Source organism: Nocardia exalbida NBRC 100660 (assembly GCF_000308575.1).
GTDB classification, from domain to species: Bacteria; Actinomycetota; Actinomycetes; order Mycobacteriales; family Mycobacteriaceae; genus Nocardia; species Nocardia exalbida.
Genome location: NZ_BAFZ01000164.1, coordinates 35,566 through 62,174, shown reverse-complemented (window position 1 = coordinate 62,174; position 26,609 = coordinate 35,566). Strand labels below are relative to the sequence as shown.

Sequence of the window (26,609 nt, the reverse complement as noted above, 5' to 3'; positions counted from 1 at the left end):
CGCTCCGCCTCCAACGTGCCCCGGCTGCTCCGGACCAAACCCATCGATTCCGGCGGCGCGGACGGGGCGTGCGGTCACGCGAGGACGACCTCGGCCGTCGCGCGACCGAAGATCTTGCGTCCGTCGTGCTCGGCGGTGATCGCGATGGTGGCGGTACGGGTGTCCGGGTCCAGGTGTTTCACCCGGCCCGCGAACTCGATCCGGCCGCCGGTCACGCCGACGTGGACGGGATTGGTCAGGCGCACGTTGTAGGAGCGCAGCGCGGCGGGATCGCCCAGCCAGGAGGTGAGCAAGTCCACACTGAGCCCGATGGTGAACATGCCCTGCGCGACGACGGTCTCCAGTCCCATCAGCGCGGCGGCCGCGGTGCTCCAATGGATGGGATTCGGATCTCCCGCGACTCCGGCGTAGTTGACCAGATCGCCCCGGGTGACCGTGAGGGCGCGCGGCGGCAGCTCCGCTCCGAGGCTCACGGTGTCGAAGGACCGGACATGGGGACCGGCCGGTGCGGGCGGCGTCCGGCGTACGGGCTCGCTGCCGTCCCCGACGAATCGCGGGTGGGATGCGCGGCGCTGCTTCCGTGCTTCCGGGCGGGCGCCGTGCATCACGACCGCGTCGAACCACGTCGGGAGAGCCTCGTCGGCTCGCCCGACCAAACTGGTCCGGGACGTGACGACAGGCCGGTCGTCCTGATCCAGAATGGTCTGACGCAGGCCGATGAGGTCGCCACCGAACGCGTGCCGGAACGAGTCCAGGCACATCTCGAAGTCGATCCGGTCGCCGGCCTGGAGCGGGCGGTGGAATTCGATCATCTGATCGGTCTGGATGGTCCTGCTCAGGTCGTAGCCGGGCAGGATCGTCTCGAACGCTTCGGCGTAAGCGAGGTACCCCGGCACCGCGCCGAAGGTCGGGGGAGCGAGCAGGCGGTTGTAGCCGAGATCGGCCGCCGCCTCCTCCGACCGATGCGCAGGGTGGTGGTTGCGCACCGCGCGGGCGTACTCACGGATCTTCTCGCGCCCGACTTCGTAGTAATCGCTGCTGCGATACCGGCGCCCGACCATCGAGGCGGGAAGCGCGGCATCGGTCACGTCGTTCGCACCGGATGGGGTAGGGAGTCTGGACATCGCGGGGGAATCTACCCAACAAGAGGCGGAATTCCGGTCAGCCCGCATCGCACGCCGTTTCGCGGCCGGCGACGTCCACGAACAGGTCGCGTCGGCCGCCGCTCAGCAGAGATTCCGCTCGGCGGCCACCACCACGGCCGCAGTCCCGTGCAGGTGGGCGCTCGCCTGCACCACGACACCGGCGTCGGGCGTTCCGGCCGCAGGTTTCCGGCCTACCGAGTGCCCGAGGTCCAGCGGTGCCGCCGCCACGCCGTCGCCCGCGGTCCGCACCCCGGGCCGTCCACCGGCCAGCGCGCCGAAGAGCTCGGCACGATCGTCGGCGGCCGATCCTCCGGCGGTCGATCCGGTCGCCCTTCTCGCGCGCCGCCGCCCGGTCGGCAGCGGTTTGAGCAGCGGACCCCGGGGAAGTCGATCGACAGGACCGACGGGATGGGGTCGGCATTCGGCCCCGTCGTGGCCGCGCTCCTCGGCAGGTAGGTCGGTTGCAACACCGATCGGAGAGCTTCCAGCCGAACCGCCGCAGCCACTTCGCAGCCGGGTATCGCGATCTCGCGCCCCTCGTCCCGACGGTTCCGTCGCCGGCCCTCCGCCCGCGGCTTGTAGGAGAGGAGAGAGATGTCTGTTCCGAACCACACCACCGACGACGCCGGTATCCCGGTTCCCAGCGACGAGCACTCGCTGACCGTCGGGCCGGATGGACCGATCCTGCTGCAGGACTGGTATCTGATCGAGAAGATGGCGGTCTTCAATCGGGAACGCGTGCCCGAACGCCAGCCACACGCGAAGGGCGGCGGTGCGTTCGGCGTCTTCGAGGTCACCAACGACGTGAGCGCCTACACCATGGCCGACGTGTTCCAGCCGGGGAAGAAGACGGAGATGCTGGCCCGCTTCTCCACCGTCGCCGGTGAGCGTGGCAGCCCCGACACCTGGCGGGATCCGCGCGGGTTCGCCCTGAAGTTCTATACCGAGCAGGGCAACTTCGACATGGTCGCCAACAACACACCGATCTTCTTCGTTCGCGATCCGATGAAGTTCCAGGACTTCATCCGTTCCCAGAAGCGCCGCGCCGACAACAATCTGCGCGACCACGACATGCAATGGGACTTCTGGACGCTGTCACCGGAATCCGCGCACCAGGTGACCTGGCTGATGGGCGATCGCGGCATCCCGCGCACGTGGCGGCACATGAACGGTTACTCCAGCCACACCTATATGTGGGTGAACGCCTCGGGCGAACGCTTCTGGGTCAAGTACCACTTCAAGTCCGATCAAGGCATCGAGTTCTTCACCCAGGACGAAGGTGATCAGATGGCGGCGATGGACACCGACTATCACACCCGCGACCTGTGGGAATCGATCGAAGGCGGCGACTTCCCGAGCTGGACCCTGAAGATGCAGATCATGCCGTTCGACGAGGCGAGGCACTACCGGTTCAACCCCTTCGATCTCACCAAGGTGTGGCCGCACGGCGACTATCCGCTGATCGACGTCGGCAAGATGACCCTCGACCGCAATCCGGCGGATTACCACACCGAGATCGAACAGGCGGCATTCGAGCCGAGCAATTCGGTGCCCGGCACCGGCCCGAGCCCGGACAAGATGCTGATGGCACGCTGGTTCTCCTACCCCGATGCGCACCGGTACCGCATCGGCGTCAACTACAAGGAGTTGCCGGTCAATACACCGCACGCCACCACTGTCCGGTCGTACAGCAAGGATGGCGCGCTGCGCCACCACAACCCCGGCGACCCGGTCTACGTGCCGAATTCCAAAGGCGGCCCGCATGCCGATCCCGCCGCCGCGGGTCCGCCGGCGACCTGGCACACCGACGGCGAACTCGTGCGCTCGGCCTACACGCTGCACCGGGACGACGACGATTGGGGTCAGGCCGGAACCTTGGTCCGCGACGTGCTCGACCACGCGGCGCGCCAGCGGCTGGTCGACAACATCGTCGGACACCTGCTGAACGGTGTCACCGCACCGGTACTGGAACGGGCCTTCGAATACTGGCGCAATGTCGACAAGAACCTCGGCGACCGGGTCGAGGCCGGGGTGCGCGCGAAACAGGACGAACGCGACCCCAAGGCAGCCGGCCAAGCCAATCCGGCTCGCTCGTCGGCGCAGGTCAAAGCCTGACGGACGCGCCGAAGGCGGCCGGTTTCACGACCGGCCGCTTCGACCCGCGCTGCGTTATCGATTCGTAATATGGTTCGGGAGTGTCCGGGGCGCGCACTTCGATCGAGTGCGGGAGCATGAGTCCCGGATCCAGTGGACCGCAAGCACCGTGGTGTTTCGAATCAATTCGAGGCTCGGTGACGTCCCCGTGGCATCGGATGGATCGTACCGGGCCGACCGACGTAGATCGGAGGACCGCAGCATGGCGTTCGAAGCCGATGTTCGACCTGTTCGACGCCCGTCACGTCGTTCGTGGCAGGTCATGACAGCCGGGGTTGTCGCCGCCACCGCAGTACTCGCCGCCGCGCCCGCCATCGCGCAGCCGTCCCTTCGCGGCGCACCGGATGTCCCGGTAGAAGTCCCCATTCCCGGTGGACTTCGGGGTTTTCCCGAGATTCTGCGATTCACCCCGCCCGCACCCCCGATTCCGCAGATGCCGTTCGGCCGAGCGGTTCCACAGCGCGCTTCGATCGCTCGGACGGCATAGAACTCCATTGCCCGCGCTCATGTCGAGTCACCGATATTCTCGGCATTCCGCCCCGCTACAGCGGCGGTATCTCCCGCCTCGGCGGCCGTTTCGCGAAGATCCGCAGCCGCTTTGTCTTCGGGGAAAGCGCGGAGTACGAGTCCGATCCCGCAGCCGACCACGATGGCGAAACCGGCCCATGCCGAACCCGAGACCACGGTGATGGGGCCCCGGTCGCCGAGATGGTGCGGCGAGACCATCGTCCAGTCGAATGATTCGGTGCGAATGGGCGCGATGGTCGACGGCCGCCACAGGATGGCGATAGCCAGGATGCTGCCCGCCGTTCGGGGCTGGATGTAAGCGCAGCAGTACCCCGCGACGACGGCCAGCGCGGCCGTGGCGAGGTTGCGCATGTCACCGGCCGGGGCAACGGCGGCCAGCAACGCGACAGCGGCGAGCAATCCGGCGCCGACCAGCGGATTCGCCCAGCGGGTTCCGCCGAGGTAGCCCAGCAGGATCAGACCGAGCAGCACCGGCACGCTCCACGCCGGGCGCGGCCCGTTGCCCACGGTGCTGCCGGTGGCGCTGAGCGCGACCGCGAGGAAGATCGTGATCCCGTCCCGGCGCGGCAGCAGCCACGCGGCGACGGTCGTGGCCAGCAAGGTGCACACGGCCGTCACGATGAGCCCGATGCTGCCGCCGCCGTGGCGGAAGCGCCACTCCGCGACAGCCAATTCGGTCATCACCAGCACGATCGCGGCGACGACCGGGCTGAGTGGCAATTCCGGGTAGATGGGTTCCGGCGTGAACCGCTGCCGGGTGACCAGCTGGCACGCCAGGATGAGCACAGCGACCGCCGCGAGCAACCAGAGCGGCTGCGTTCCGAACACCGACCACACGCGCGGTTCGGACGTCGCCCGGTGCGGATTGCCCAGCAGTCCCGACGCCTGCGAGAGCGTGATGACCACGAAGCACCCGGCGCCGCCAACGACGAACCCCATCCCGGGTACGCGGCGGCCGAGCACCGCCACGCCGGTCGCGCCGAGCAGGATTCCGCTGCTGATCGCGACGAGGTATGCGGTGGTCGTCAGGATGTCGGGCGAAGAGCTGTGCGCTTCGACGGTGTGCGTGATGAACAGCAGCAGCGTCCCCGCCAGCGCGATCCACCACGCGGTGCGCGGCCGGGCCAGGCTGACCGCGACCACCGCCGTGACCGCGGCGACCGACACCCCGATCGCCGCCTCCCGCGGCACGCTGAGGACCAGCCGGTTCACCTGGAAAGGCGTGCAACGGCAGGTTCGCCCGAAGCTGAGTGGCACGACCAGCAGCAGCCCGGCAACCGCCGTGGCCAGGAACGCCGTGACGCCTTCGAGCACCTCACTCCGTCGCACCACTCCACAGGCGTACCCAGTGAAGTCGAACCGAACATCCCCGCCCGGCCCGCCTCCGAAACTGGTATTACCAGCACCTGGATACCTGTGGCACGGTACGGGAGGATCTCAGGATGACCGATGTTGCCGACGTCCAGGCGGTCCGCAAGGCCCGGCGTGCCGAACTCGGGGCCTTCCTGAAGTCCCGTCGAGCCCGGATCTCGCCCGAGGACGTAGGACTACCGCCTGGACCGCGCAGACGTACCCCGGGCCTCCGCCGGGAAGAAGTCGCTCAATTGGCCGGGATAGGAATCACGTGGTACACGTGGCTCGAGCAGGGGCGCAGCATCAATGTGAGTGTTCAGGTTTTGAATGCGGTGGCGCGGACGTTGTCGTTGGATGCGGCGGAGAAGGCGCATTTGTATCGGTTGGCGGATGTGCCGACGGTGCCTTCGGTGGAATCCGGATCGGCGTTACCCGAGGAGTTGCAGGTGATCTTGGATCACTTGGAGCCGTTGCCGGGGGTGGTGTTGAGTGCCAGGTATGACGTGTTGGCGCATAACTCTTCGTATGAGGCGTTGTGCCCGGGGTTTTTGACGGGGGAGCGGAATGTGGCGCGTCGCGTGTTCTTGACGCCGGAGTGCTGCAACGCCTACCGGCATAATTGGGATGATTTACGCCGGATGGTGGGGTATCTGCGTGGGGCGTATGCGAAGAATTTGGGTGATCCGGGGTGGGAGGGTTTTATCGCGGAGTTGTGTGTGGAGAGTGAGAGTTTCGCGTCGTTGTGGGCGTTGAATGATGTGGCGGTGCCGGTGAGTCGGACGAAGTCGGTGCGTAATTTGGCGGTGGGGGAGTTGGAGATGTTTTTGACGAGTATGTCGTTGCCGTCGGTGCCGAATGCGTGGATGCAGGTGTATACGCCGGTCGATGAGGTGGCGTGGGGGAAGTTGCGGGCGTTGTTGGCGATGAGTCCGGAGGAGCGGTCGCGTCCGTGGGCGGAGCATCGGGAGACGTATCACGCGGCAGCGGTGTAAGGGCCATGCTTGATTCGGTGCGGCGAGCGGTGGTCATGTCCGGCTCGCGATGGGGCGGCACACGAGCCGATTCTCGGCGCGTGGCAGATATTGAAACTGACGTCGACTTCAACTATACAGGTGTCAAGGGCAGCGTTGGGTCCAGCAGGTAGTAGAGGTCGTCCGTTCGGATGTGGCGGCGCGCCCGCATAGACACGAAAGCAGGTTCGGTAGTGCAGGTTGCAGGCAAGGTCGCCATTGTCACCGGTGGTGGCGGAGGCATCGGCGGCGCTATCGCGCGGGCTCTCGTCGGTGCGGGTACCCGCGTAGTCGTCGCAGACCTGCACGCATCCACCGCTCAGGCCGTCGCCGACCGGATCAACGCCGACCATCCCGGTACCGCGGTGTCCGCCGGCGCGGACGTATCGGACACCGAGGCGATTGGCCAACTCATCGCGTTGGCTGACGAGCACTTCGGTCCCGTCGACATGTACTTCGCCAACGCCGGCATCGTCGGTGCCCCTGGGCTCGAGGCCGACGAAGCCGCGTGGAGCCTGGCGATCGACGTGAACCTGCGCGCCCACATCCGGGCAGCGCAGTTGCTGGTCCCGGCATGGGTGGAGCGGGGTGCGGGCTACTTCGTCAGCACCGCCTCCGCGGCGGGGCTGCTCACCCAGATCGGGTCGGCCACCTACGCGGTCACCAAGCACGCCGCGGTCGGTTTCGCCGAGTGGCTCAGCGTCACCTACGGAGACCAAGGGGTGCGGGTCAGCTGCCTGTGCCCACAGGGCGTCAATACGAAGCTGCTGTTCGGTGCGGACTCCGGGGACATCCTCGGCGCCGCGGCAACCCGCGCCGTCACCAGCGCCGGTGAGGTGCTCGAACCGGCCCAGGTTGCGGCCGACGTGATCGCCGCGATCGACGAAGAGCGTTTCCTGATCCTGCCGCACCCGCAGGTGCTGGACATGTACCGGCACAAGGCCGCCGACTACGACCGATGGCTGCGCGGCATGCGGCGCTACCAGACGAAGGTGCTGGCGCAGGACTGAGGTCCTGCCGCGGCATCGACCTCGTCGCGGCTGTCGTCGGCCACAACGAGCGCCGCACCCCCGATTCCCTCCGGACCCATCAGGAGTTCTCATGTCCCTGTTCGACATCTCCGAACGCGCCCAGCAGTTGCAGAACGAACTGCTGGATTTCATGGATGCACACGTATACCCGGCCGAGACCATGTACGAGGAGCAGATGCGCGCGGCCGGCGATCCACATTTCCATCCGCCGATACTCGAGGAACTCAAGGCCGAGGCGAGAAGGCGGGGCCTGTGGAACCTCTTCCATCCACACCCTGCCACCGGCGCCGGACTGACCAACCTCGAGTACGCGCCGCTGGCGGAGATCATGGGCCGCAGCCACATCGCGCCCGAGGCGTGCAACTGCAACGCCCCCGACACCGGCAACATGGAGGTCCTCGAGCTCTTCGGCACCGAGAAGCACAAAGAGAAGTATCTGAAACCCCTGCTCGACGGCACTATGGCGTCCGCGTTCGCGATGACGGAGCCAGGTGTGGCCAGCTCGGATGCCACCAATGTCGAACTGTCTATGGTCAAGGACGGGGACGAATACGTCCTCAACGGCCGGAAGTGGTTCGCCTCCAACGCCCTCCACAAGAACTGCAAGGTCATGATCGTCATGGGCAAGACCGATCCGGCCGCCCCGACGCACCGGCAGCAGTCGATGATGGTGGTACCGATCGACGCACCCGGTGTGACCGTGATGCGCAATCTGCCGGTCTTCGGTTACGCCGACCGAGAAGGTCACGCCGAGATCGACTTCAAGGACGTTCGGGTTCCGGTCGAGGACCTCCTCAAAGGCGAGGGAGAGGGCTTCGCGATCAGCCAGGCCCGGCTGGGCCCCGGTCGCATCCACCACTGCATGCGTGCCATCGGCGCGGCCGAGCGCGCGCTGGAACTGATGTGCAAGCGCGCCCAGTCGCGCGTCACGTTCGGCAAGCCGATCGCCGACAACGCCAACATCCAGGACTGGATCGCCGAAGCGCGCATCGACATCGAGATGGTCCGGCTACTCACCCTCAAGGCCGCATATCTGATGGACACCGTCGGCAACAAGGAAGCACAGACCGAGATCGCCGCGATCAAGGTCGCCGCCCCGGCCATCGCGCTGAGGATCGTGGACCGGGCCATCCAAGTGCACGGTGGCGCGGGCATCACCGACGACTTCCCGCTCGCCATGTCGTACGCGCACCTGCGGACCCTGCGCCTGGCCGACGGCCCGGACGAAGTGCACAAGCGCGCTATCGCCCGCCGCGAACTGCGCCAGTACCGCGACCTGCGACCGGAAGGTATCCGAGCATGACTCCCATGCCGTCGCTGGAATTGTCGCCGAAGATTCGCGTCAACTCGGTCGCGCCCGGGATCGTGCGCACCAAGCTGGCCGAGGCGCATCGACGGCGGCCGGCGGCTCGGCGACGCGGTGCCCTACCGGAACGGAGCGCCACTCGGTGCCTGAGACCTCGGCGCGAGATGTGATCGGCATCGATCCGACGGCGGTCACCCGCTGGTTCGGCGACCTCGGGATCGAGTTCGCCGGCCGGCTGGGCTTCCACCGGATCGGTCTCGGTCAGTCCAATCTCACTTACCTCGTGCGGGACGACGCCGGTCGGCGCTGGGTGCTGCGCCGGCCCCCATTGGGGCACCTGTTGGTCTCGGCACACGACGTCGCGCGGGAGGCGCGGATCATGTCCGCGCTCGCGGGCACTTCGGTCCCTGCACCGCGGATCCTCGGTGTCGCAGAGAATTCCGCGATCTCCGACGTGCCGTTGGTGCTGATGAACTTCATCGACGGCCAGGTCGTCGACACGATGGAGATCGCGGAGTCACTACCCCAGCGACGGCGTCGCGAGATCGCGGAGTCCCTGCCGCGCGCCCTCGCGCAAATCCACGCCGTCGACCTAGAGCAGACCGGACTGTCCGATTTGGCGAGCCACAAGCCGTACGCGCGGCGCCAACTCGCGCGGTGGTCCGGCCAGTGGGAGAAGTCCAAGACCCGGGAATCGCCCGAACTCGACGATCTGACCCGCAGGCTGATGGCCGCGGTGCCCCAGCAGACCGAACTCGCGCTCGTGCACGGCGACTTCCACCTGCGCAATGTGATCGTCTCCCACACGAGCGGCGAGGTCGTCGGCGTGCTGGACTGGGAACTGTCCACGCTCGGAGATCCGTTGGCCGACATGGGTTCTATGCTCGCCTACTGGCCCGAGCCGGGGGAGGACACGGGGGGTGACTTCCCGGTCTCCACACTCGCGGGATTCCCGAACCGGGACGAACTCGCCCGGATGTACCTCGACGAGACCGGCCGGGACCCGCAGGCGCTGAAGTTCTGGCACGCACTCGGTCTGTGGAAGGTGGCGATCATCGCCGAAGGTGTCATGCGCCGGGCGATGGACACCCCCGCGAACAAGGCCGCAGCCGGCACCCCGACCGTCGAGCGCATCGATGCTCTGGTCCACAAGGCCATCGCCATCGCAGATGCCGCAGGGATCTGAATCCCCGACCATCGAAACTTATCAGGAGAAACTTCTATCAAGGCATGGCGCGTCAACGAACTCGTGCGAGCCGCGGGACGTCCTGAAGCTCGAGGACGTCGCCCAGCCGAGCGCCGGTGACGGAAGGACCGTCGGTCGGCTCGTCTTCCAGTCCTGAACCGCGGTTCCGCCGCAATGGTCGACGTCGCCTGCGGTTCGTCGCGGCATGGTCTGGCGAGCTCCGATGGTTGCGTTGCTATAACTGTTCCATGTCACGATCAACCGCCGGGGAAGAACACGAGGGTCCGCCGCCGTCCATGGCGAACTCCGCGCTGCTGCGCGAGCTTCCGGCCACCGGTCGGGGACTGCGGACGCGCTCGGCCTTGATCGCAGCTGCCCGTACGGTGTTCGAGCGTTCGGGCTACCTCGACACCCGGCTGGTCGACATCACCGCAGAGGCCAAATGCTCGTCCGGCACCTTCTATACGTACTTCTCCAGCAAGGAGGAGATCTTCGCCGCTGTCCTCGAGTTGGCGCAGGAAGACATGATGCATCCAGGCATGCCGCATGTGGACTCCGACGCCGACCCGGGTGCGATCATCGAGGCGAGCAACCGGGCGTACTTCGAGGCGTACAAGCGCAATGCCAAGCTGATGGCGTTGCTCGAACAGGTAGCCAGCATCGACCCGGAGTTCCGCAAACTGCGTCAGCGGCGCGCGGAGGCATTCGTGCGGCGAAACGCCCGCAGCATCGAGTCCCTGCAGGCGCGGGGACTCGCGGACACGGAAGTCGATCCGCTGTTGGCCTCGCGCGCACTGTCCGGGATGATCAGTCGGCTCGCGTTCGACTACTTCGTGACCGGTGAAGGCACACCGGAGGATCTGAGGGTCGACCTGGACGAACTGACGCGCACCGGAACCCGGTTGTGGGTCAACGCGCTGCGCATCTCCCCGCTGTGAGCCAGGCCCGTCCGAGCCACGAACCCGCCACGCCGTGATCAGTCAGCCCGCTTTTGCGGCAGCGATGCGGCAGGTAGGACTTCATATCCCCTAGCCAACGCTGTTGGTGAACTCCGGTCGCAGGCCGGTGTGGCAGACGGTGGTACTCGAACTTTCGGCGGACGGCACGGTCGTCTTCGACAATTCAGCTCCCGGCCCACCGGCCGGGGTCGCCCCCGACGAGGTCGTCGAAGCCCCCTGTGAGCCCTGCGGGTAGAGCGACAGCCGACACCGGCGCCGCCGGGAGTTCCGCCGTTCCGGCAGGACCGTAAATGACGTTGATTTCGGATCAAGACTTGACGTAGGTCACAACTTGATGTTGAGTTCAGTTTCAATACTCGGCCCACCGGAGGGAGGGTCGAAGCCCAGATCCGAAACACGACGATCGAGGGAACTGCATGGCCCCACTCCTGACTGTGAACGATCTGTCTCGCAGGCGTCTGGTCGCGGGCAGGCCGCTTCGCGAGGTCGGTGTCGCACCCGCCGCAAGCGAGGGTGCCGGCCCGGTCGGCGAGAGGCGATGAGTTCGTGACCTGTTCTCCGCCAGTCGAATTCGAAAGAATGACGATGTCCACTGTTTCGCCGGAGACCGCCCGGCTCACCTTCCGCGCTCTCGAACTGATTCACGGGATGATCTACTTCAGCCCGCACGGGCAGGAGTGCTATGCCGAAATCGGCTTGCAGGGGCGGGCCCCGACATATTTCGCGCCCCGCTCGGCAGCGATGGGCCCGGTACCCGCGGAAGTCGCCGTCGCGACATTCTTCAATTTCAATCCGGTGGCGGTGCGCTCTGCGCTGCCCGCGGCCTGGCACACCGCCACGCCTGGGCACGTCCTGGAGGCACGGTACGAGGCCGTCGACCGCTCGCTGCGCCAAGCATGGGGCGAGGATGTCGACGGTACAACGGTTCGGGAGGCGGCCGATCTCGCACGCCGTGCCGCGGAACGCGCATGCGATCGGCCTCAGGGACGTCCGCTGTTCGCCGGACACGCGCAGCTGCCGTGGCCGGACGCTCCGCACCTGGTGCTGTGGCACGCGCAGACTCTGCTGCGCGAATTCCGAGGCGACGCACACGTCGCGCTGCTGTTCACCGAAGGCCTCGATGGTATGGAGGCCCTGATCACGCATGCCGCGACGGGGGCCATCAGCGCGGAAGCCCTCCGCGTCAGCCGGTACTGGAGCGAAGAGGAGTGGGCCACCGGCATCGAGCGGTTGCGTGCTCGCGGGTGGCTTCTGGATGGGCCCGGACTCGCCCTCAGCGAGGAAGGGCGGCGGCGCCGGCAATCGATCGAGGACCGGACCGACCAACTCGCCGTGTACGCGTACGAAGCAATCGGACCGGAGGGGTGTTCGCGTCTGGGCGAGCTGGGCATGCCGCTGACGAAGGCGGTTGCGCAGGCCGATCTGGGTTTCCCGGCCGAGCTGATCGCCCGGTACACGGACGGCCGGTGACCGGGGCGCCGAGGCTCGAGCAGGAGCGACCAGCGGAAGTCAACGAGGCGCTGGTGAAATTCCTCGATTCCATCTGATGTGGATGGAGTCGGGCACGATGCGCGGGAGCAGTCGGAGACGGTTTCGTCGGCGGAACCGAATCGAATCGCACCCGTGCGTGTTCGCAGTCTCTCGAACGTCTGGTTCGAGGCACGGAGAAGAAGGAAAAAGATGAGGAAAACGATTGCAGCAGCGTCGCTGCTCGTCTCGACGCTCGGCATAACCGCCGGAACGGCCGGAACGGTATCGGCGGCACCGGACGATGCCGCGGCGGTCGGTTACAAGGTATCGGTCGGAGAGCGGTCATCGGTGATCGATCTCGCGGCCGGCTCGATTGCCGTCGAAGAGGGGGTGCTGAAGATCAAGGCCCCCGGCGGTGCTGTGGTGGCGGGTTCGGAATTGTCTTTCCGGGTCGATGATTTCGTCTTCCCGATCGCCGCCGAAATCCGCGACCGCACTGCTACCTTGACGCCGCAGTTCGACCTCGAGCACGCCGCCTACAAGCCGGTGGCGCTGCCCTACGAAGACCAGGCTCCCTGGAAGACCCAGTACGACCGGGAACAAGCCGCCTGGGCGCGACTGTCCTCCACGATCCTCATGGGCGCGACGATCGGTACCACCGTCGGCGGGATCGGCGGCGCGGCGGTCGGTTGCGTGCTGGGCGGGATCGCCGGGGCGACCGTCGCTTCCGCGGCGATTATCGGCTTGTTCGGAGGCTTCATTCCGGCAGCCGCCATCGGATGTGTGGGCGGAATGATGGCCCTCGGCGCGCTGGGGACGTTGGCGGGCCAGATTCTCGTCACCGCTCCGGTCGCGATCATGGCGGCAGTCCAGTACTTCACGACGATCAACCAGCCGATGCCGGCCCCGGCACCCGCCCCGGCGAAGTGACGCCAACCCTGCTCAGCCGGTTTCTCCGGCTGGGCAGGGTCTGGGCTTTCATGACGGACTTCGCCGCCACGAAGCTGCCGGACCTCGGCTGGAGTGCGGACCGAGCCCATCGGCTATCCCGGGGGGATCTGAGCCGAGCATGGACCGACAACGGGTGTGCGACGATTTCTTCGAGAGTCCAGCGCACAGCAGGGAGGGTGAACGATGGCCAGGACGGCCGACGACGAAGCGGCAGCGGCGGACATCCCCTCGCTTGCCGATACCTCTGCCCTACGGGAGCCTCCTCTTACGGCCCGCGGCTTGCGCACGCGGGCAGCGCTGGTGGCCGCGGCCCGAGTGGTATTCGAGCGGGACGGCTACCTCGACGCGCGATTGTCGGATATCACGGCCGAGGCGAAATGCTCCACGGGTAGCTTCTATACGTATTTCTCGAGCAAGGAAGAGATTCTGCAGGCGGTGCTCGAAGCATCGCAGCACACGAGATGCTGCATCCGGGAATGCCGCGTCTGAGTGCGGACGAGGCCTCTCCGGTAGCGGTCATCGAGGCGAGCAACCGTGCCTACTTCGAGGCGTACAAGCGAAACGCGAAATTGATGCTGATCCTCGATCAAGTGGCCGCGATCGACCTGAAGTTCCGCGAAATGCGCCGCCGCCGCGCCCGCGCCTTCTCCGCCCGCAATGCGCAGTCCATCAGGGATTTACAGGAACGGGGCTTGGCCGACCGTGAACTCGATCCCCAGACCGCCGCACGGGCGCTGTCCGGCATGGTCGGCCGGATGGCGTACTACGCGTTCGCCCTCGAAGAGGAAACCTCGCTGGACGACCTTGTTCGAACGGCTACCCGCCTGTGGGCCAACGCGTTGAAAATCGACGAGGCCGCGAGCTGAGTGAACTGGCCGGGGACCGCGTCGTCACCGGAAATACCGGCCCAGTCCCGGTGCCACCGTTAGGGGCTGTTCCGGTCGCATCACGCGGTTTCCTTGCCGATGCGGTTGTCGCAGATTTCCTTTTGACAGTAATTGAACTTGACGTCAAGTTCAATTAAAGTGCGAGGGGGATTACCAGCTAGGCCAGAAGGAGGATTCGGATGGTCAACGTCGCCGGTCCGATGTGGAAGAACGCGCTCGATCGGCCCGAGGCGATCGCGATCAGGGCGGAGGGCGAGGAATGGAGTTATGGCCTGCTGAAGGACTCGGTGGCGGCTTTCGCCGGTGCGCTGCGCGCCGCCGGGATCGACAGTCGCGACCGCGTACTGCTGGTGGCCCCGAGCGTCCCCGAATTCGTTGTTGCCTACATGGGTGCGCACCTCGTCGGCGCCATCGTCATCACCATGAACACGATGGCGACCGGAGCCGAAATCGGTTATGTCCTCGACGATTCCACGGCACGCCTGGTGATCGCGTGGCACGAGGCGACAACATCGGCCGAGACGGCCACGCGGGAGCGCGGACTCCCACTCTGGGTGCTGGAGCCGGGCGCACAGCGTGATCGGACGGAGCCGCTGTCCGAACCCGTCGATCTAGCCCCGGATGATGTCGCGGTTCTGCTGTATACCTCCGGTACCACCGGGAAGCCGAAGGGCGTAGAGCTCACGATCGCCAACCTGCACGCCGCGTCGACGATCTTGATCGACTACCTCGGGGTGACGAGCGAGGAGCGGATGGGCACCGCGCTGCCGCTGTTCCACGTATTCGGACAGTCGGTTGTCATGAATACCGCTCTGCACCTGGGTGCGTCGCTGTCGCTGCTGTCGCGGTTCGATCCCGGCCGCATGCTCGACATGGTGCGCGCGGACGAGATCACCCTGATGTCGGGTGTCCCGACGATGTGGAACGCGATGCTGCACGCCGGAGGGGACTTCGGGCCCGAGCAGTTCGGGAGTCTGCGGATGGCTTCGTCGGGCGGTGCCTCACTCCCGCGGGAGGTCATCCGAGCTTTTCGCGCCCGGTTCGGCTGCGAGATCATGGAAGGCTATGGGCTTACCGAATCGTCGGGAATAGCGACGTTCAACCCCGTCGGGAAGGACCCGAAGGTGGGTTCTGTGGGTCTTCCGTTGCCCGGCATGCGAATCGAAGTCCGGGACGCCTCGGGCTCGGTACTCGCTCCCGGTGAGGTAGGCGAGTTGTACCTGTCCGGTCCGACGATCATGCGGGGATACTGGAACCGGCCGGAGGCCACCGCATCCGACCTGCGCGACGGCTGGCTCGCCACCGGGGATCTCGGCAAGGTCGATGACGACGGCTATGTCTACATCATCGACCGGGCCAAGGACATGATCATCCGGGGCGGCTACAACGTCTATCCGCGTGAAGTTGAGGAAGTGTTGTACGGGCACCCCGATATCGTCGAAGCGGCGGTGATCGGTGTGCCCGACGAGCACTACGGCGAGGAGGTCGCCGCGGTGATCGCACTGGCGCCCGGAGCGGAGCCGACACCGGATGAACTGCGGAGTTGGGCCAAGGAGCAGCTGTCGGCATACAAGGTTCCACACCTGTTCGCGTTCGTGGACCAGTTGCCGAAGGGCGCCACCGGAAAGATCCTGAAGCGGGCGATCGACTGGAAGTCGCTGCCAGGCCTGAACGATCCGGCGGACAGGGGAGCGGTTGCCCATCGGTGAGCTGGGCGGCGGCGGACGCCGTCGAGGTATCCCCGCGCCTTGATGGGTGTGACGCAGGTGTCGGCAGGACAGGCCTGTCGTCCCTGCGTCACCCGGCTCGTGAAGTCTGTGCCGAGCCCGTGCGCGCACCCTGATATGAAGATGGGGGTGGGACGCAGAAAGTTGCTGGAACCGAGTCTGACGACCTTGCCGCACGGGGCCGCACAGCCTCGCTCGTCATCTGGTGGCGGGGTCGCAGCGTCAGCGGCTGTTGTTCGGTGTGACCGTCGTTGTCGCGGATCGCGGCTATCTCACTGCGACGGTCGCGGATATCGCTGCCGCGGCGAAGGTTTCGCGCCGGACGTTCTATCAGCACTTCCCGGACAAAGAGGCAGTTCTGAACCATCGTTTGCCCGCTCGTTCTATTTGGAGACCGCCGTGGCCGGGTCTCGTGCGGTCGAGTCCTTCGAACGATGACAGCGCTGGTTCGCCGGACCTTGCGTGACGGCGGGGATTTGCTCGCGCTCGAGGACGCGGTGATGTACATCCACCGCGCATTACCCCGGCCGGCTACGCCTGCCGACTAGGATACGACTCTGTCGCCTGCCCCGGTGAGCTCGCAGGAAGCGTCGTCGCTGGTGTTGCCACCCTCGGAGACAATCCGCGCGAATGCCGTCGCGCAGTTGGCCGATGCGATACCGGAGGTGTTCGCCCTGATGGTGGAGTTCCGCACGATGACGGTGTGCCCACCGGGGCGTCGATCCGATCGGTCAGCTGGCGTGGGAGGGTATCGAGGTAGGCCGGCGCCACATTGATACCGCCGCCACCATCCGAGGCAGTGTTTCCGCTGACTGTCGCCCGATCGAAAGTCACCACACCCCGGCCTCGCACATCGACACCGCCGCCGCGCCCGGCGAATCCCCCGGGGCGATACCACTTTCCGGGATTGATCACGTGGTTGTCGGAGATCGTGGAGTCAGTGAAGGTGCAGGTGTTGTCGCACCGCACACCGCCGGCCTCGCCGGAGGTATTGCCGGTGATGATCGTGTTCTCGGTGTGCAAGTCCGATCCCGGCACGTTGAAGATGCCGCCGCCGTACCCGGCGCTGTTACCCCGGACCACCACGTCATCGAGGACGAGGTTCGATGAATTGGCGATGCCGCCTCCGCCGGTGTCGTAGAACGGAATCTCGTGTTGGGCGGTGACTCCGCCCGTAACGGTCAACCCCGCCACCGTTACGGGCGAGGCGATACTGAGCACCCTGTCGATCCCGTTGGCGTCCAGCACCGTCCGGTCACGGCCCGCGCCACGCAGCACCGTCGGCGCGGTGAGGTTCAGGTCTCCCGTGGTCGGATCGGCGTTGCGGCCCTGCACTTTCTGCGGGTCGGGCGGTATCGCCAAAACATAGCGGCCGGTCGGCGCCACGATCGTGCTGCCCGGACGGGCATTGGCCATCTGCACCGCGGCGCCCAGGGTGCAGGTACCAGAAGCCGTGCGGCACAATCCACTTCCGGGATCGGCCGCGGTTTCGTCTGCAGTGGTGTCGACCGTGATCACCACGTGGGGGGGCGCTGTCGGCGTGGGCCGTTCCGGGGAATCCGCCTGCGGGTCCAACGGCCAGGGCTGTGATGGCAGCAGCGCCGGCCGCCGCAGCAGATGTTCTCGTCCTCATGAGGGTCTCTGATCTGATCACGAATCTGAAGTTGTAAACGCTCGCGTATTAGTCAGGTACGCGAGCGTTTACAACTATGCAGCAGGCCAACGCCTCGTGTGGCGTTTACGTGAATCCTGTCGGCAGTTACCCAGATTGATCAGACGACGCTGATCAGGACGGAACGGATACGGAGGCGTTCCCGCCGGCCGTCGCTGGCTGCTCGGCCGACACGGTTTCCGGCAGTGCCCATGCGCAGCCGAGCGTGCACAGCGCCATGACCAAGAGGAAGGCGGAGACCGACGCTGTCGAACCGGTTGCCGCCAGCAGCGCGGTCATGAGGAAGGGCGTGCCACCACTGACCAGGATGGCGGCCAGCTGGTAGGCCAGCGTTATGCCGGAGTAGCGGATTCGGGGCTCGAACAGTTCCGCGAGATACGCCGCCAACGGGCCGTAGACCAGCCCGGAGCCGATGCCGCTGCCGACAGTGGTTGCAATCATGATCGCCGTGAGTGAGCCGCTACCGACCAGCCAGAAGAAGGGGAACGCCCACAGCGCCATGAGCGCTGCCCCGATCAGTATCAATGGGCGGCGACCCACACGGTCGGACAGCGAGCCGGCGAGATAGATGACGGGCACTCCGATGGCCGAGGAGAGCAGACAGACGGCCAGCAGGCTGTTGCGGGCCAGGCCGAGTTCGCGCACACCGTAATCGAGCACACCGGCGACGCTGATGTAGAAGATGGCGTTTGTTCCGAACAGCAGGCCGGCGCCGAGCAGAACCCGCTTCGAGCGCGTGCGCAGTACTTCGAGAATCGGGGCCTGCGCGACCGCGGTCGAGGCCGCGGCGGCTTTGGTCTGCAGCCGGCGGAACTCAGGGGAGTCCTCGATGCGGAGCTGGATGAACAGCACCACCGGGAACAGCGCGGCGCTGGCCAGGAACGGGATACGCCAACCCCAGTTCAAAAAGTCGGCACCCTTGACGTATGCGCTGACCAGAAGGAACGCGCCAGTGCCCAGTAGCAGGCCCAAGGGCACGCCCATCTGGCCGAAGGTGCCCGCTTGGCCCTTGCGGTTCGGCTTGGTGGTTTCGGTGAGCAGCAGGGTGACCCCGCCCCACTGACCTCCCACGGCGATGCCCTGGAGGAACCGCAATGCCACCAGCAGAATCGGCGCGGCCACGCCGATCGACTCGGAGGTGGGCAGCAGGCCGATCATGCAGGTGGATGCGGCGACCAGGATCAGGCACGAGACCAGTGCCGGCTTGCGGCCGAAGGTGTCGCCGATGTGCCCGAAGATCAGTCCGCCCAGTGGCCGGGCGATGAAGCCCGCCCAGAAGGTGCTGAAGGACAGCAAGGTCCCCATCAGCGGCGACGCATGGGGAAAGAACAGCTTGCCGAATACCAAGGCAGCGGCTGTTCCGTAGATAAAGAAGTCGTACCATTCGATCGAACTGCCCACCAGGGCAGCGGCCATGAGGCGCCGTAATTTCTTCTGATCCGGGCTGCCGGAATCCGAATTCGGAGTCATACCTATCTCCAGGGTGAGAAACGAAACTGATGTGATGCGGGTCACCGTCAGTGGTCGGCACGCTACTTGAAGTTGACGTCGGATTCAATAGACTGGGGAAACCCGCAATCAGCGCATCTGATGCGGTTCGGTACCCAGATCGACCGCAAAACACTGCGCGGCGTGCTCGGCAACAGCGAAGAGGCTGCCCGGCGCATCGGCTACATCACCAAACATCTGACCGAGTCCATCGGGGAAATCCTCGAACCGCCGAACACGCGTACCGCGGTGCACTACGACCATCACCTCGGGACTTCCGGCGTCCTGACCAGCGGCAGCAACGATCACGAAGTTTAGAATGACGATGTGCAGCGCGCTGCAGTGACCGATCCGTCGCGTGTCGTGGTCCTCGGGTCCGGGTTCGCGGGTCTGTGGGCGGCGCTCGCGGCGGCCCGGCGGCTCGACGAACTCGGTGTGGCGGGCGGAACCGTCGATATCACGATGATCAGTTCCACGCCGTACCACGACATCCGCGTGCGTGACTATGAGACCGATCTGAGCGCATCCCGCATTCCGCTCAGCGTTCTTCTCGATCCGGTCGGAGTCGAGCACATCATCGGCGAAGTGACGGCGATCGACGCTGTGGCGCGAATCGTGGAATCCACCGCCGGCGCTCACGGCTACGACCGGCTGGTGCTCGCATTGGGCAGCCAGGTGGTCAAGCCCGATATCCCTGGCCTGCGGGAGTTCGGATTCGACATCGACACCCACGACGCAGCGACGAGACTGCAGGCTCACTTGCGCCGGCTCGCCGAGGGCCCCGCTGACCCTGCGGCCGCCACGGTCGTCGTAGGGGCCGGTTTGACGGGGATCGATGAGGCGACCGGGCTGCCAGCGATGCTCGCCGACGTCTTTGCCACGCGTGCCGTCGCACCGCGGATCATCCTGGTCGACCGCAACCCGTTCGTCGGCTCGGACATGGGTGTATCGGCTCGACCGGTCATCGAGGCGGCGTTGGCCTCCGCCGGGATCGAGACCAAGTTGGGCGTCGGGGTGGTGTCCATCGATGAACGCGGGGTGACGCTGTCCTCGGGGGAAATGGTGCCCGCCGCCACCGTCGTCTGGTGTGCCGGCATGCGGGCCAGCCCGTTGACAGCGGACTTCGGTGTCGACCGTGACCGGCTGGGGCGACTCCCCGTCGACGATTATCTGCGTGTCTGTGGTGTGCCCGAGGTATTCGCCGCAGGTGACGTCGCTGCCGCGAAAATGGACGACGAGCATATGTCGGTGATGTCCTGTCAGCACAGCCGCCCGATGGGCCGATGGGCGGGATACAACGTCATCGGCGATCTGCTGGGCGAGCCCATGAAGCCGTTGCGGATCCCCTGGTATGTAACGGTTCTCGATCTGGGACCGGCAGGAGCGGTGTATACCGAGGGCTGGGACCGCCATGTGGTCGCGTGCGGTGAGCAGGCCAAAGACACCAAGCGCGCCATCAACACCCGGCGTATCTATCCACCGTTGAGCCGCGACCGCGACGCATTGCTGGCCGCTGCCGCGCCCGACTTGCAGACCGCACCCGAGTACGGACACTAAGACCACGTCTCATGTGGCGCATTTCGTCAGCTTCTCGAGGCGGGTCAGCGCCGCGGTGAGGGTGAGGAACGCGAGGAAGTGATCGTGACCCCCTGCGTCACTCAGGCTCGCGCCAGCATGCTCGGTATCGCCGCCTGAGCGGTCTCAACGTGTGGACGTCCCAGGGAACGCGGATAGATTTGAGTTGTCAATTGTTTGAGCGATCGAATGGTAGGCACGAATGCCTTTTGAACGAATCCCGAACTGCGGCAGACTGATTCGGGACTCATTCGGATTCCGCAGCCGTGCCGACAGCCGCCCGCCGGGACAGCACGACCATGAGATTGTCCCGGTCTTCCGGACACCAATGGTGAGGCGAGTTACTCGCCTCCGAAAGGAGTCTGGATGCCACCAGCACACCCACCGGAGTTCCGCCAGCGCGCGATCGAGTTGGCCCGCAGCAGCGACAAGCCGATCGGTCAGGTCGCGAAGGGCTTGGGGACCTCGGAATCGTGCCTGCGGAACTGGCTGCGACGTGCCGATATCGATGAGGGCGCCCGGGAGGGCGTGACCAGCGCTGAACGCAAGGAACTGGCTGAGTTGCGGCGCAAGACTCGGCAACTCGAACTGGAGAACGAGGTGCTGCGTAAGGCCGCGGCCCACTTCGCACGGGAGAACGTCCTCCCAAAATAGTGTTCCCGGCGGTCGCGCAACTGGCCGAAGCCGGCATTCCGGTCACGGTTTCACCGGCGTGTGCTGCAGGTGTCGACCTCCGGGTACTACGAGTGGAAGCAGCGGGGCGAGTCTGCGCGGGCACGCGCTGATCGTGAACTCACCGCCACGATCACCGAGGTCCACATCGCGTCTCGCGGTACCTACGGTGCTGCGCGGGTGCATGCCGAACTGCGGCTCGGTCAGCGGATCCGAGTGGGTCGCAAACGTGTGGCCCGGCTGATGCGCAGCGCTGGGCTGACCGGCATTTTCCGCCGTCGCCGAGGCTGCACCACGCGAGATCCGCAGGCCAGTCCGCACCCGGACCTGGTCAACCGCCGCTTCAGCGCCGATGGTCCGGACCGGTTGTGGTGCATGGACGTGACTGCGCACCGCACCAGTGAAGGGTGGGTGTACTGCGCGGTCGTGCTCGATGCGTTCTCCCGGCGCATCGTCGGCTGGTCGATTGCCGACCATCTACGCGCCGAACTGGTCTGCGACGCCCTGAACATGGCCCGCTGGCGGCGCAGACCGCCGGACGGGCAGACCATAGCCCACAGCGATCACGGTGCTCAGTACACCAGCTGGGCGTTCGGGCAGCGCATCCGCGTCGCCGGGCTACTCGGGTCGATGGGATCGATCGGGGACTGTTTCGACAACCGTATGGTCGAAGTTGCTTCGGCACAATGCAATTGGAATTGCTCGACCGCAAGCAGTGGACGACACGTCAGGAACTGGCCAACGCGATCTTCGACTACATCGAAACCTTCTACAACCCGACAAGGCGTGTCAGCGCTCTTCGAAAACCGGCTCTGGCACACACTTGGTGATTGACCCAGGTCGGGATGTATTGGGGCGCAGTGGGGTTGGCTGTTTTGCTGGTGCTGTGATCGTCGGGTGTTGAGGGTTCTGTTCCCGCATCTGGACCAGATGGTCATCGGTGCGGTTGGTGTTGCGGGTTCCACGGTTCGTATCGATGCGGCCACCCGGGAGGAGGCGGTGGCGTGTCCGGGCTGTTCGCAGCCGTCGCGTCGGGTGCACAGCCGCTATCGGCGCCGTTTGGCCGACACGGCGAACACCGGCCGCGAGGTCGTCATTGTGCTGCGGGTACGGCGCCTGTTCTGCGACAACACCGGCTGCGGGCGAAGGACTTTTGCCGAACAGGTACCCGGACTCGCCGCCCGCTACGGGCGGCGGACGTTGCTGCTGCAGCGGATGTTGTCCGCGGTCGCACTCGCCTTGGGTGGCCGCGCCGGAGCACGGTTGACCGGGCATTTGGCAGCGCGGGTCAGCCGCATGACCTTGCTGCGGCAGATCCGCGCGCTGCCCGATCCAGCGCCGGTACGGCCCCGGGTTGTGGGTGTGGACGACTTCGCCCTGCGCCGCGGACACCGATACGGCACGATCCTGATCGACATGACGACCCGCCGACCGATCGACATGCTCACCGACCGCAGTACCGAGAGCCTGGCCGCCTGGCTTCGAGACCGCCCCGGCATCGAGATCATCTGCCGCGACCGGGCCGGCGCCTACGCCGAAGCAGCGACCACAGCAGCACCGCACGCGATCCAGGTCGCTGATCGCTGGCACCTATGGAAAAACCTCGGCGATGCCGTCGAACGCACCGTCGCCCGCCACCGCCGCCACCTGACCGCAGTGCCCGACCCCGACGACACACCAGCACGGCCCGACATCAGCGAAGTCGCGGCGGGTCTGCCGCACGGCCCGGTCGAACCACATCTGCGTGCCGATCGGACCGCGGTCCGAACCCGCGAGCGTTATGCCCAGGTCCACACCCTGCTCGCGCAGGGCCACAGCCTGCGCAGCATCGGTCGCGAGCTGGGCTTGGCCCGCGGCACATCCGCCGCTTCGCCCGCGCCGCCTCACCGGAGGAATTGCTGGTCCACAACCGCACCGGCTACCGCGACAACAGTGTCCTCGACGAATTCAAGCCCTACCTGCACCAGCGATGGAACCAAGGCACCACCAACGCCGCCCGATTGTTCGCCGAGATCAACGCCCGCGGCTACCGCGGACAAGCCAACCTCGTGCGCGCCTACCTGCAGCCGTTCCGCACCACCGCCCACATCCCGGCACCACCACCCCCACCGCCATCGGTTCGTCGAGTTACCGCCTGGATCATGACCGACCCCTCCCGAATCGACCCCGCCGACCGACACCGACTCGACGCGATCCTCGCCGCCAGCCCCGAACTCGATGCTATCGCCGGTCACGTCCGCGCGTTCGCCACCCTCATGACCGAGCTGCGCGGAGCAGAACTCGAAACGTGGCTGGCCGCCGTCACCGCCGACGACCAGCCGGAACTGCACTCCTTCGTCCGCGGCCTGCGCCGCGACCAAGACGCGGTCACCGCCGGTCTGAGCCTGCCCTGGAACAGCGGCGCCGTCGAAGGCCACGTCAACCGCATCAAGATGCTCAAACGGCAAATGTTCGGCCGCGCGAAACCCGACCTACTCCGCAAGCGAATCCTGCTCAGCCACTGACCATCACGAAACCTCCCGATCACGAAATATGGGCCAGAACCCGAAAACCCGGCCACTGGCGCTCTTTGAAAAGTAGGCCACCCATCCACGACCGGAAGGGTGATCTCAGTGCAGGATTGGGCGCAGATCAGGTACCTCCCTGCGAGCGAGGGCCTGTCGATGCGGGCGATCGCGACCAGGTTGGGTATTTCGCGGGACACGGTCTCGCGGGCGATCAAGTCCGACTCGCCCCCGCGATATCAGCGGGTATCGGGTCCGTCGGCGTTCGATGAGTTCGAGCCGCTGGTGCGGGCGTTGTTGGCGGAGTTCCCGGCAATGCCGCCGGCGGTGATCGCCGAGCGGGTGGGCTGGTCAGGGTCGCCGTCATGGTTCCGTAAGAAGGTTGCCGAGTTGCGCCCGGAGTACGCGCCGAAGGATCCAGCCGATCGGCTCGAGTATCGGCCTGGTGATCAGGCGCAGTGTGATCTGTGGTTCCCGCCGACACCGATTCCATTGGGCACCGGGCAGATCGGGACTCCGCCGGTGCTGGTGATCGTGGCTTCGTTCTCGCGGTTCATCACCGCGATGATGATTCCGACCCGGACGACGGCGGATCTGCTGGCGGGAATGTGGTCGCTGCTGTCGGGGCAGTTGGGCCAGGTTCCGAGAAGACTGTTGTGGGACAACGAATCCGGTATCGGTAAGAGCGGGCATCTGGCGGCCGGGGTGGCTGCGTTCACCGGGATGCTGGCTACCCGCGTCATCCAATGCAAACCGTTCGACCCGGAATCGAAGGGCATCGTCGAACGCGTCAACGGCTATCTGGAAACCTCGTTCTTGCCGGGCCGGTCATTCGATTCACCAACCGATTTCAATACCCAACTCGCCGAGTGGCTGCCGATCGCGAACGCTCGACACGTTCGGCGCATCGCCGCCAGCCCGGCCGAGCTGATCGGCACTGACCGGGCGGCGATGACAGCGTTGCCGCCGATCAGCCCCGCGGTCGGGTTCAGCAACCGGGCGCGGTTGCCGCGGGACTACTACCTGCGGGTTCTGGGCAACGACTACTCGATCGACCCGACCGTGATCGGCCGGATGATCGACGTCCACGCTGATCTGGACACCGTCACCGCCCGCTGCGACGGACTGCTCGTCGCAGCGCACCGCCGAGCCTGGTCGAAAGGGTTGACCATCACCGATCCTGCCCATGTCGAGACCGCAGCCCGACTGCGAGACGCTCTCGGACACAAGCGATCGCGAACAGATGGCGATGATGGTGGATTGGTGCGCAACCTCGCCGACTACGACGCCCGCTTCGGGGTCGACTTCAACGACGAAGGAGTGGCGTGATGGCCGCACCCCGCGAAACCGCCAAGCAGATCGAGTACTACGCCAACGCTTTGAAGGCGCCCCGCATCCGCGACAGCGCCGCCCGCCTGGCCGACCAAGCCCGCGACGCCGGCTGGACCCACGAGGAATACCTTGCCGCGGTCCTATCGCGTGAAGTCTCTTCCCGGGAGTCTTCCGGCGCCGAAATCCGTATCCGCGCAGCAGGATTTCCCGCCCGCAAGGCGATCGAGGAGTTCAACTTCGACCACCAACCCGCACTCAAACGCGACACCATCGCCCACCTGAGCACCGGCCAATTCATCACCAAAGCACAGAACGTGGTGCTACTCGGCCCACCCGGCACCGGCAAAACCCACCTGGCGATCGGGCTGGGTATCGCCGCCGCCCACCACGGCCACCGCGTGCTGTTCGCCACCGCCGTCGAATGGGTCACCCGCCTGCAGACCGCTCACCAGCAGGGCCGCCTGGCCGCCGAGCTGGCCAAGCTGCGCCGCTACGGGCTTTTGATCGTCGACGAGGTCGGCTACATACCGTTCGCGCAGGACGCGGCGAACCTGTTCTTCCAACTGGTTTCCAGCCGTTACGAACACGCCTCGCTGATCTTGACTTCCAACTTGCCGTTCTCCCGCTGGGGAGACGTCTTCTCCGACCACGTCGTCGCCGCCGCGATGATCGACCGCATCGTCCACCACGCCGACGTCCTGACCTTGAAAGGCAACAGCTACCGACTCCGCAACACCGAAATCGACACACTCCCGCCTCGTCGGTGGCGTGCCGACCGACCGGTCAGTCGTGAACATGGTTCTCCGCTGTCTCAGAGACACTTCATGTGTCAAGTGGTCTAGACGCGTGGTGGCGGTTGCGGCGAGTGTGTCAAAACGTCTTTTGACCTGCATATTCGCCCAGGCCCGATGCAGCTGGATCGCGCCGTCCCATGGGTACCTCTTTCCGTGGTTGTCCTGGCTTGAACAAGGCCGCGAAATCAACGTTAGTGTGCAGGTTCTGAATTCGGTGGCGCGGACGTTGTCGTTGGATGCGGCGGAGAAGGCGCATTCGTATCGGTTGGCGGATGTGCCGACGGTGCCTTCGGTGTCTTCGGGGTCGGTGTTGCCGGAGGAGTTGCAGGTGATTTTGGATCATTTGCAGCCGTTGCCGGGGGTGGTGTTGAGTGCCAGGTATGACGTGTTGGCGCACAACAGTTCGTATGAAGCGTTGTGTCCGGGGTTTTTGGCAGGGGAGCGGAATGTGGCGCGTCGGGTGTTCTTGACCCCGGGATGCTGCAACGCGTATCGCCATAATTGGGATGATTTGCGGCGGATGGTGGGGTATCTGCGTGGGGCGTATGCGAAGAATTTGGGGGATCCGGGGTGGGAGGGTTTTATCGCGGAGTTGTGTGGGGAGAGTGAGAGTTTCGCGTCGTTGTGGGCGTTGAATGATGTGGCGGTGCCGGTGAGTCGGACGAAGTCGGTGCGGAATTTGGCGGTGGGGGAGTTGGAGATGTTTTTGACGAGTATGTCGTTGCCGTCGGTGCCGCATGCGTGGATGCAGGTGTATACGCCGGTCGATGAGGTGGCGTGGGGGAAGTTGCGGGAGTTGTTGGCGAGGACTCCGGTGCAGCGCGGGCGAGCACGGGCTTGGCGGAGTCACGTGTCAAGGTTCGGG

At 65.8% G+C, this 26,609-nt stretch carries 21 protein-coding genes and 4 pseudogenes; 20 read left to right on the top strand and 5 right to left on the bottom strand.

Annotated elements, in window-relative coordinates:
- Positions 1 to 74: 74 nt before the first annotated feature.
- Positions 75 to 1,124, bottom strand: coding sequence for a fused (3R)-hydroxyacyl-ACP dehydratase subunits HadA/HadB (locus ON29_RS32495; RefSeq protein ID WP_051175862.1), 1,050 nt, complete (start codon positions 1,122 to 1,124; stop codon positions 75 to 77).
- Positions 1,125 to 1,226: 102 nt separating this feature from the next.
- Positions 1,227 to 1,394: a hypothetical protein gene (locus tag ON29_RS36290; protein WP_157172991.1), complete on the bottom strand. Its 168-nt coding sequence runs from the start codon at positions 1,392 to 1,394 to the stop codon at positions 1,227 to 1,229.
- 345 nt (positions 1,395 to 1,739) lie between these two features.
- On the opposite strand from ON29_RS36290, the gene ON29_RS32490 reads away from it, so the two are divergent.
- A complete protein-coding gene (locus ON29_RS32490) occupies positions 1,740 to 3,260 on the top strand; it encodes a catalase (RefSeq protein ID WP_040872044.1) in 1,521 nt (506 codons plus the stop codon).
- Between the two features lie 543 nt (positions 3,261 to 3,803).
- Here the strand turns inward: ON29_RS32490 and ON29_RS32485 are convergent.
- Entirely contained in the window at positions 3,804 to 5,159 is a 1,356-nt protein-coding gene (locus ON29_RS32485; RefSeq protein ID WP_040872043.1) for a hypothetical protein, read from the bottom strand.
- A 110-nt stretch (positions 5,160 to 5,269) separates the two neighbouring features.
- Here ON29_RS32485 and ON29_RS32480 point away from each other — a divergent pair, with 110 nt between their 5' ends.
- From ON29_RS32480 to ON29_RS37580, 11 genes and pseudogenes are all read left to right on the top strand, one after another.
- The gene (locus ON29_RS32480) at positions 5,270 to 6,172 is read left to right on the top strand and encodes a helix-turn-helix transcriptional regulator (RefSeq protein WP_040872042.1); all 903 of its coding nucleotides are present in this window, start codon (positions 5,270 to 5,272) and stop codon (positions 6,170 to 6,172) included.
- 212 nt (positions 6,173 to 6,384) lie between these two features.
- On the top strand, positions 6,385 to 7,200 hold the full coding sequence (locus tag ON29_RS32475; RefSeq protein WP_040872041.1) for an SDR family oxidoreductase: 816 nt from the start codon (positions 6,385 to 6,387) through the stop codon (positions 7,198 to 7,200).
- 91 nt (positions 7,201 to 7,291) lie between these two features.
- Positions 7,292 to 8,524, top strand: coding sequence for an acyl-CoA dehydrogenase family protein (locus ON29_RS32470; RefSeq protein WP_040872040.1), 1,233 nt, complete (start codon positions 7,292 to 7,294; stop codon positions 8,522 to 8,524).
- An 8-nt stretch (positions 8,525 to 8,532) separates the two neighbouring features.
- Positions 8,533 to 8,610: pseudogene (locus ON29_RS37935) on the top strand (SDR family oxidoreductase); the annotation flags it as partial.
- A 59-nt stretch (positions 8,611 to 8,669) separates the two neighbouring features.
- Positions 8,670 to 9,713: a phosphotransferase family protein gene (locus ON29_RS32465; RefSeq protein ID WP_040872039.1), complete on the top strand. Its 1,044-nt coding sequence runs from the start codon at positions 8,670 to 8,672 to the stop codon at positions 9,711 to 9,713.
- Positions 9,714 to 9,961: 248 nt separating this feature from the next.
- Positions 9,962 to 10,651 carry a TetR/AcrR family transcriptional regulator gene (locus ON29_RS32460; protein WP_040872038.1) on the top strand — a complete coding sequence of 230 codons (690 nt, stop codon included), beginning with the start codon at positions 9,962 to 9,964 and terminating at the stop codon, positions 10,649 to 10,651.
- A 606-nt stretch (positions 10,652 to 11,257) separates the two neighbouring features.
- A complete protein-coding gene (locus ON29_RS32455; RefSeq protein ID WP_040872078.1) occupies positions 11,258 to 12,142 on the top strand; it encodes an SCO6745 family protein in 885 nt (294 codons plus the stop codon).
- A gap of 210 nt (positions 12,143 to 12,352) precedes the next feature.
- Positions 12,353 to 13,072 carry a DUF8020 domain-containing protein gene (locus ON29_RS32450; RefSeq protein ID WP_040872037.1) on the top strand — a complete coding sequence of 240 codons (720 nt, stop codon included), beginning with the start codon at positions 12,353 to 12,355 and terminating at the stop codon, positions 13,070 to 13,072.
- Between the two features lie 204 nt (positions 13,073 to 13,276).
- Positions 13,277 to 13,959, top strand: a pseudogene (locus ON29_RS32445) (TetR/AcrR family transcriptional regulator).
- Positions 13,960 to 14,159: 200 nt separating this feature from the next.
- Positions 14,160 to 15,689, top strand: a complete 1,530-nt coding sequence (locus ON29_RS32440) for a long-chain-fatty-acid--CoA ligase (RefSeq protein ID WP_051175861.1) — start codon at positions 14,160 to 14,162, stop codon at positions 15,687 to 15,689.
- 223 nt (positions 15,690 to 15,912) lie between these two features.
- Positions 15,913 to 16,173, top strand: a complete 261-nt coding sequence (locus ON29_RS37580) for a TetR family transcriptional regulator (protein ID WP_157172990.1) — start codon at positions 15,913 to 15,915, stop codon at positions 16,171 to 16,173.
- A 65-nt stretch (positions 16,174 to 16,238) separates the two neighbouring features.
- On the opposite strand, the gene ON29_RS32435 is transcribed toward ON29_RS37580, so the two are convergent.
- On the bottom strand, positions 16,239 to 17,228 hold the full coding sequence (locus ON29_RS32435) for a right-handed parallel beta-helix repeat-containing protein (RefSeq protein ID WP_040872036.1): 990 nt from the start codon (positions 17,226 to 17,228) through the stop codon (positions 16,239 to 16,241).
- Positions 17,229 to 17,493: 265 nt separating this feature from the next.
- A complete protein-coding gene (locus ON29_RS32430; RefSeq protein ID WP_040872035.1) occupies positions 17,494 to 18,849 on the bottom strand; it encodes an MFS transporter in 1,356 nt (451 codons plus the stop codon).
- Between the two features lie 120 nt (positions 18,850 to 18,969).
- On the opposite strand from ON29_RS32430, the gene ON29_RS32425 reads away from it, so the two are divergent.
- The 8 genes and pseudogenes from ON29_RS32425 to ON29_RS36540 form a co-directional block, all read left to right on the top strand.
- The gene (locus ON29_RS32425) at positions 18,970 to 19,185 is read left to right on the top strand and encodes a hypothetical protein (RefSeq protein ID WP_040872034.1); all 216 of its coding nucleotides are present in this window, start codon (positions 18,970 to 18,972) and stop codon (positions 19,183 to 19,185) included.
- 24 nt (positions 19,186 to 19,209) lie between these two features.
- Positions 19,210 to 20,424, top strand: coding sequence for an NAD(P)/FAD-dependent oxidoreductase (locus tag ON29_RS32420; protein WP_040872033.1), 1,215 nt, complete (start codon positions 19,210 to 19,212; stop codon positions 20,422 to 20,424).
- Between the two features lie 384 nt (positions 20,425 to 20,808).
- Positions 20,809 to 21,096, top strand: a complete 288-nt coding sequence (locus ON29_RS32415) for a transposase (RefSeq protein WP_040872032.1) — start codon at positions 20,809 to 20,811, stop codon at positions 21,094 to 21,096.
- Between the two features lie 60 nt (positions 21,097 to 21,156).
- Complete coding sequence (locus ON29_RS36285; protein ID WP_157172989.1) at positions 21,157 to 21,948, top strand: IS3 family transposase; 792 nt, start codon at positions 21,157 to 21,159, stop codon at positions 21,946 to 21,948.
- Between the two features lie 96 nt (positions 21,949 to 22,044).
- Positions 22,045 to 23,618: pseudogene (locus tag ON29_RS37990) on the top strand (ISL3 family transposase).
- 108 nt (positions 23,619 to 23,726) lie between these two features.
- On the top strand, positions 23,727 to 24,947 hold the full coding sequence (gene istA / locus ON29_RS32400) for an IS21 family transposase (protein WP_373283953.1): 1,221 nt from the start codon (positions 23,727 to 23,729) through the stop codon (positions 24,945 to 24,947).
- Positions 24,947 to 25,792: an IS21-like element helper ATPase IstB gene (gene istB, locus ON29_RS32395; RefSeq protein ID WP_245549296.1), complete on the top strand. Its 846-nt coding sequence runs from the start codon at positions 24,947 to 24,949 to the stop codon at positions 25,790 to 25,792. Before istA ends, istB begins: the two co-directional genes overlap by 1 nt.
- Positions 25,746 to 26,531, top strand: a pseudogene (locus ON29_RS36540) (helix-turn-helix transcriptional regulator); the annotation flags it as partial. The gene istB and the pseudogene ON29_RS36540, both read left to right, overlap by 47 nt.
- Positions 26,532 to 26,609: the final 78 nt, after the last annotated feature.

What these genes read in the sequence shown, in the direction of transcription:
- ON29_RS32495 (WP_051175862.1), bottom strand. Translation starts at nt 1,124, where the DNA reads ATGTCCAGACTCCCTACCCCATCCGGTGCGAACGACGTGACCGATGCC.
- ON29_RS32440 (WP_051175861.1), top strand. Translation starts at nt 14,160, where the DNA reads ATGGTCAACGTCGCCGGTCCGATGTGGAAGAACGCGCTCGATCGGCCC.
- ON29_RS32450 (WP_040872037.1), top strand. Translation starts at nt 12,353, where the DNA reads ATGAGGAAAACGATTGCAGCAGCGTCGCTGCTCGTCTCGACGCTCGGC.
- istB (WP_245549296.1), top strand. Translation starts at nt 24,947, where the DNA reads ATGGCCGCACCCCGCGAAACCGCCAAGCAGATCGAGTACTACGCCAAC.
- ON29_RS32460 (WP_040872038.1), top strand. Translation starts at nt 9,962, where the DNA reads ATGTCACGATCAACCGCCGGGGAAGAACACGAGGGTCCGCCGCCGTCC.
- ON29_RS32430 (WP_040872035.1), bottom strand. Translation starts at nt 18,849, where the DNA reads ATGACTCCGAATTCGGATTCCGGCAGCCCGGATCAGAAGAAATTACGG.
- ON29_RS32425 (WP_040872034.1), top strand. Translation starts at nt 18,970, where the DNA reads ATGCGGTTCGGTACCCAGATCGACCGCAAAACACTGCGCGGCGTGCTC.
- ON29_RS32455 (WP_040872078.1), top strand. Translation starts at nt 11,258, where the DNA reads ATGTCCACTGTTTCGCCGGAGACCGCCCGGCTCACCTTCCGCGCTCTC.
- ON29_RS32415 (WP_040872032.1), top strand. Translation starts at nt 20,809, where the DNA reads ATGCCACCAGCACACCCACCGGAGTTCCGCCAGCGCGCGATCGAGTTG.
- ON29_RS32490 (WP_040872044.1), top strand. Translation starts at nt 1,740, where the DNA reads ATGTCTGTTCCGAACCACACCACCGACGACGCCGGTATCCCGGTTCCC.
- ON29_RS32470 (WP_040872040.1), top strand. Translation starts at nt 7,292, where the DNA reads ATGTCCCTGTTCGACATCTCCGAACGCGCCCAGCAGTTGCAGAACGAA.
- ON29_RS32480 (WP_040872042.1), top strand. Translation starts at nt 5,270, where the DNA reads ATGACCGATGTTGCCGACGTCCAGGCGGTCCGCAAGGCCCGGCGTGCC.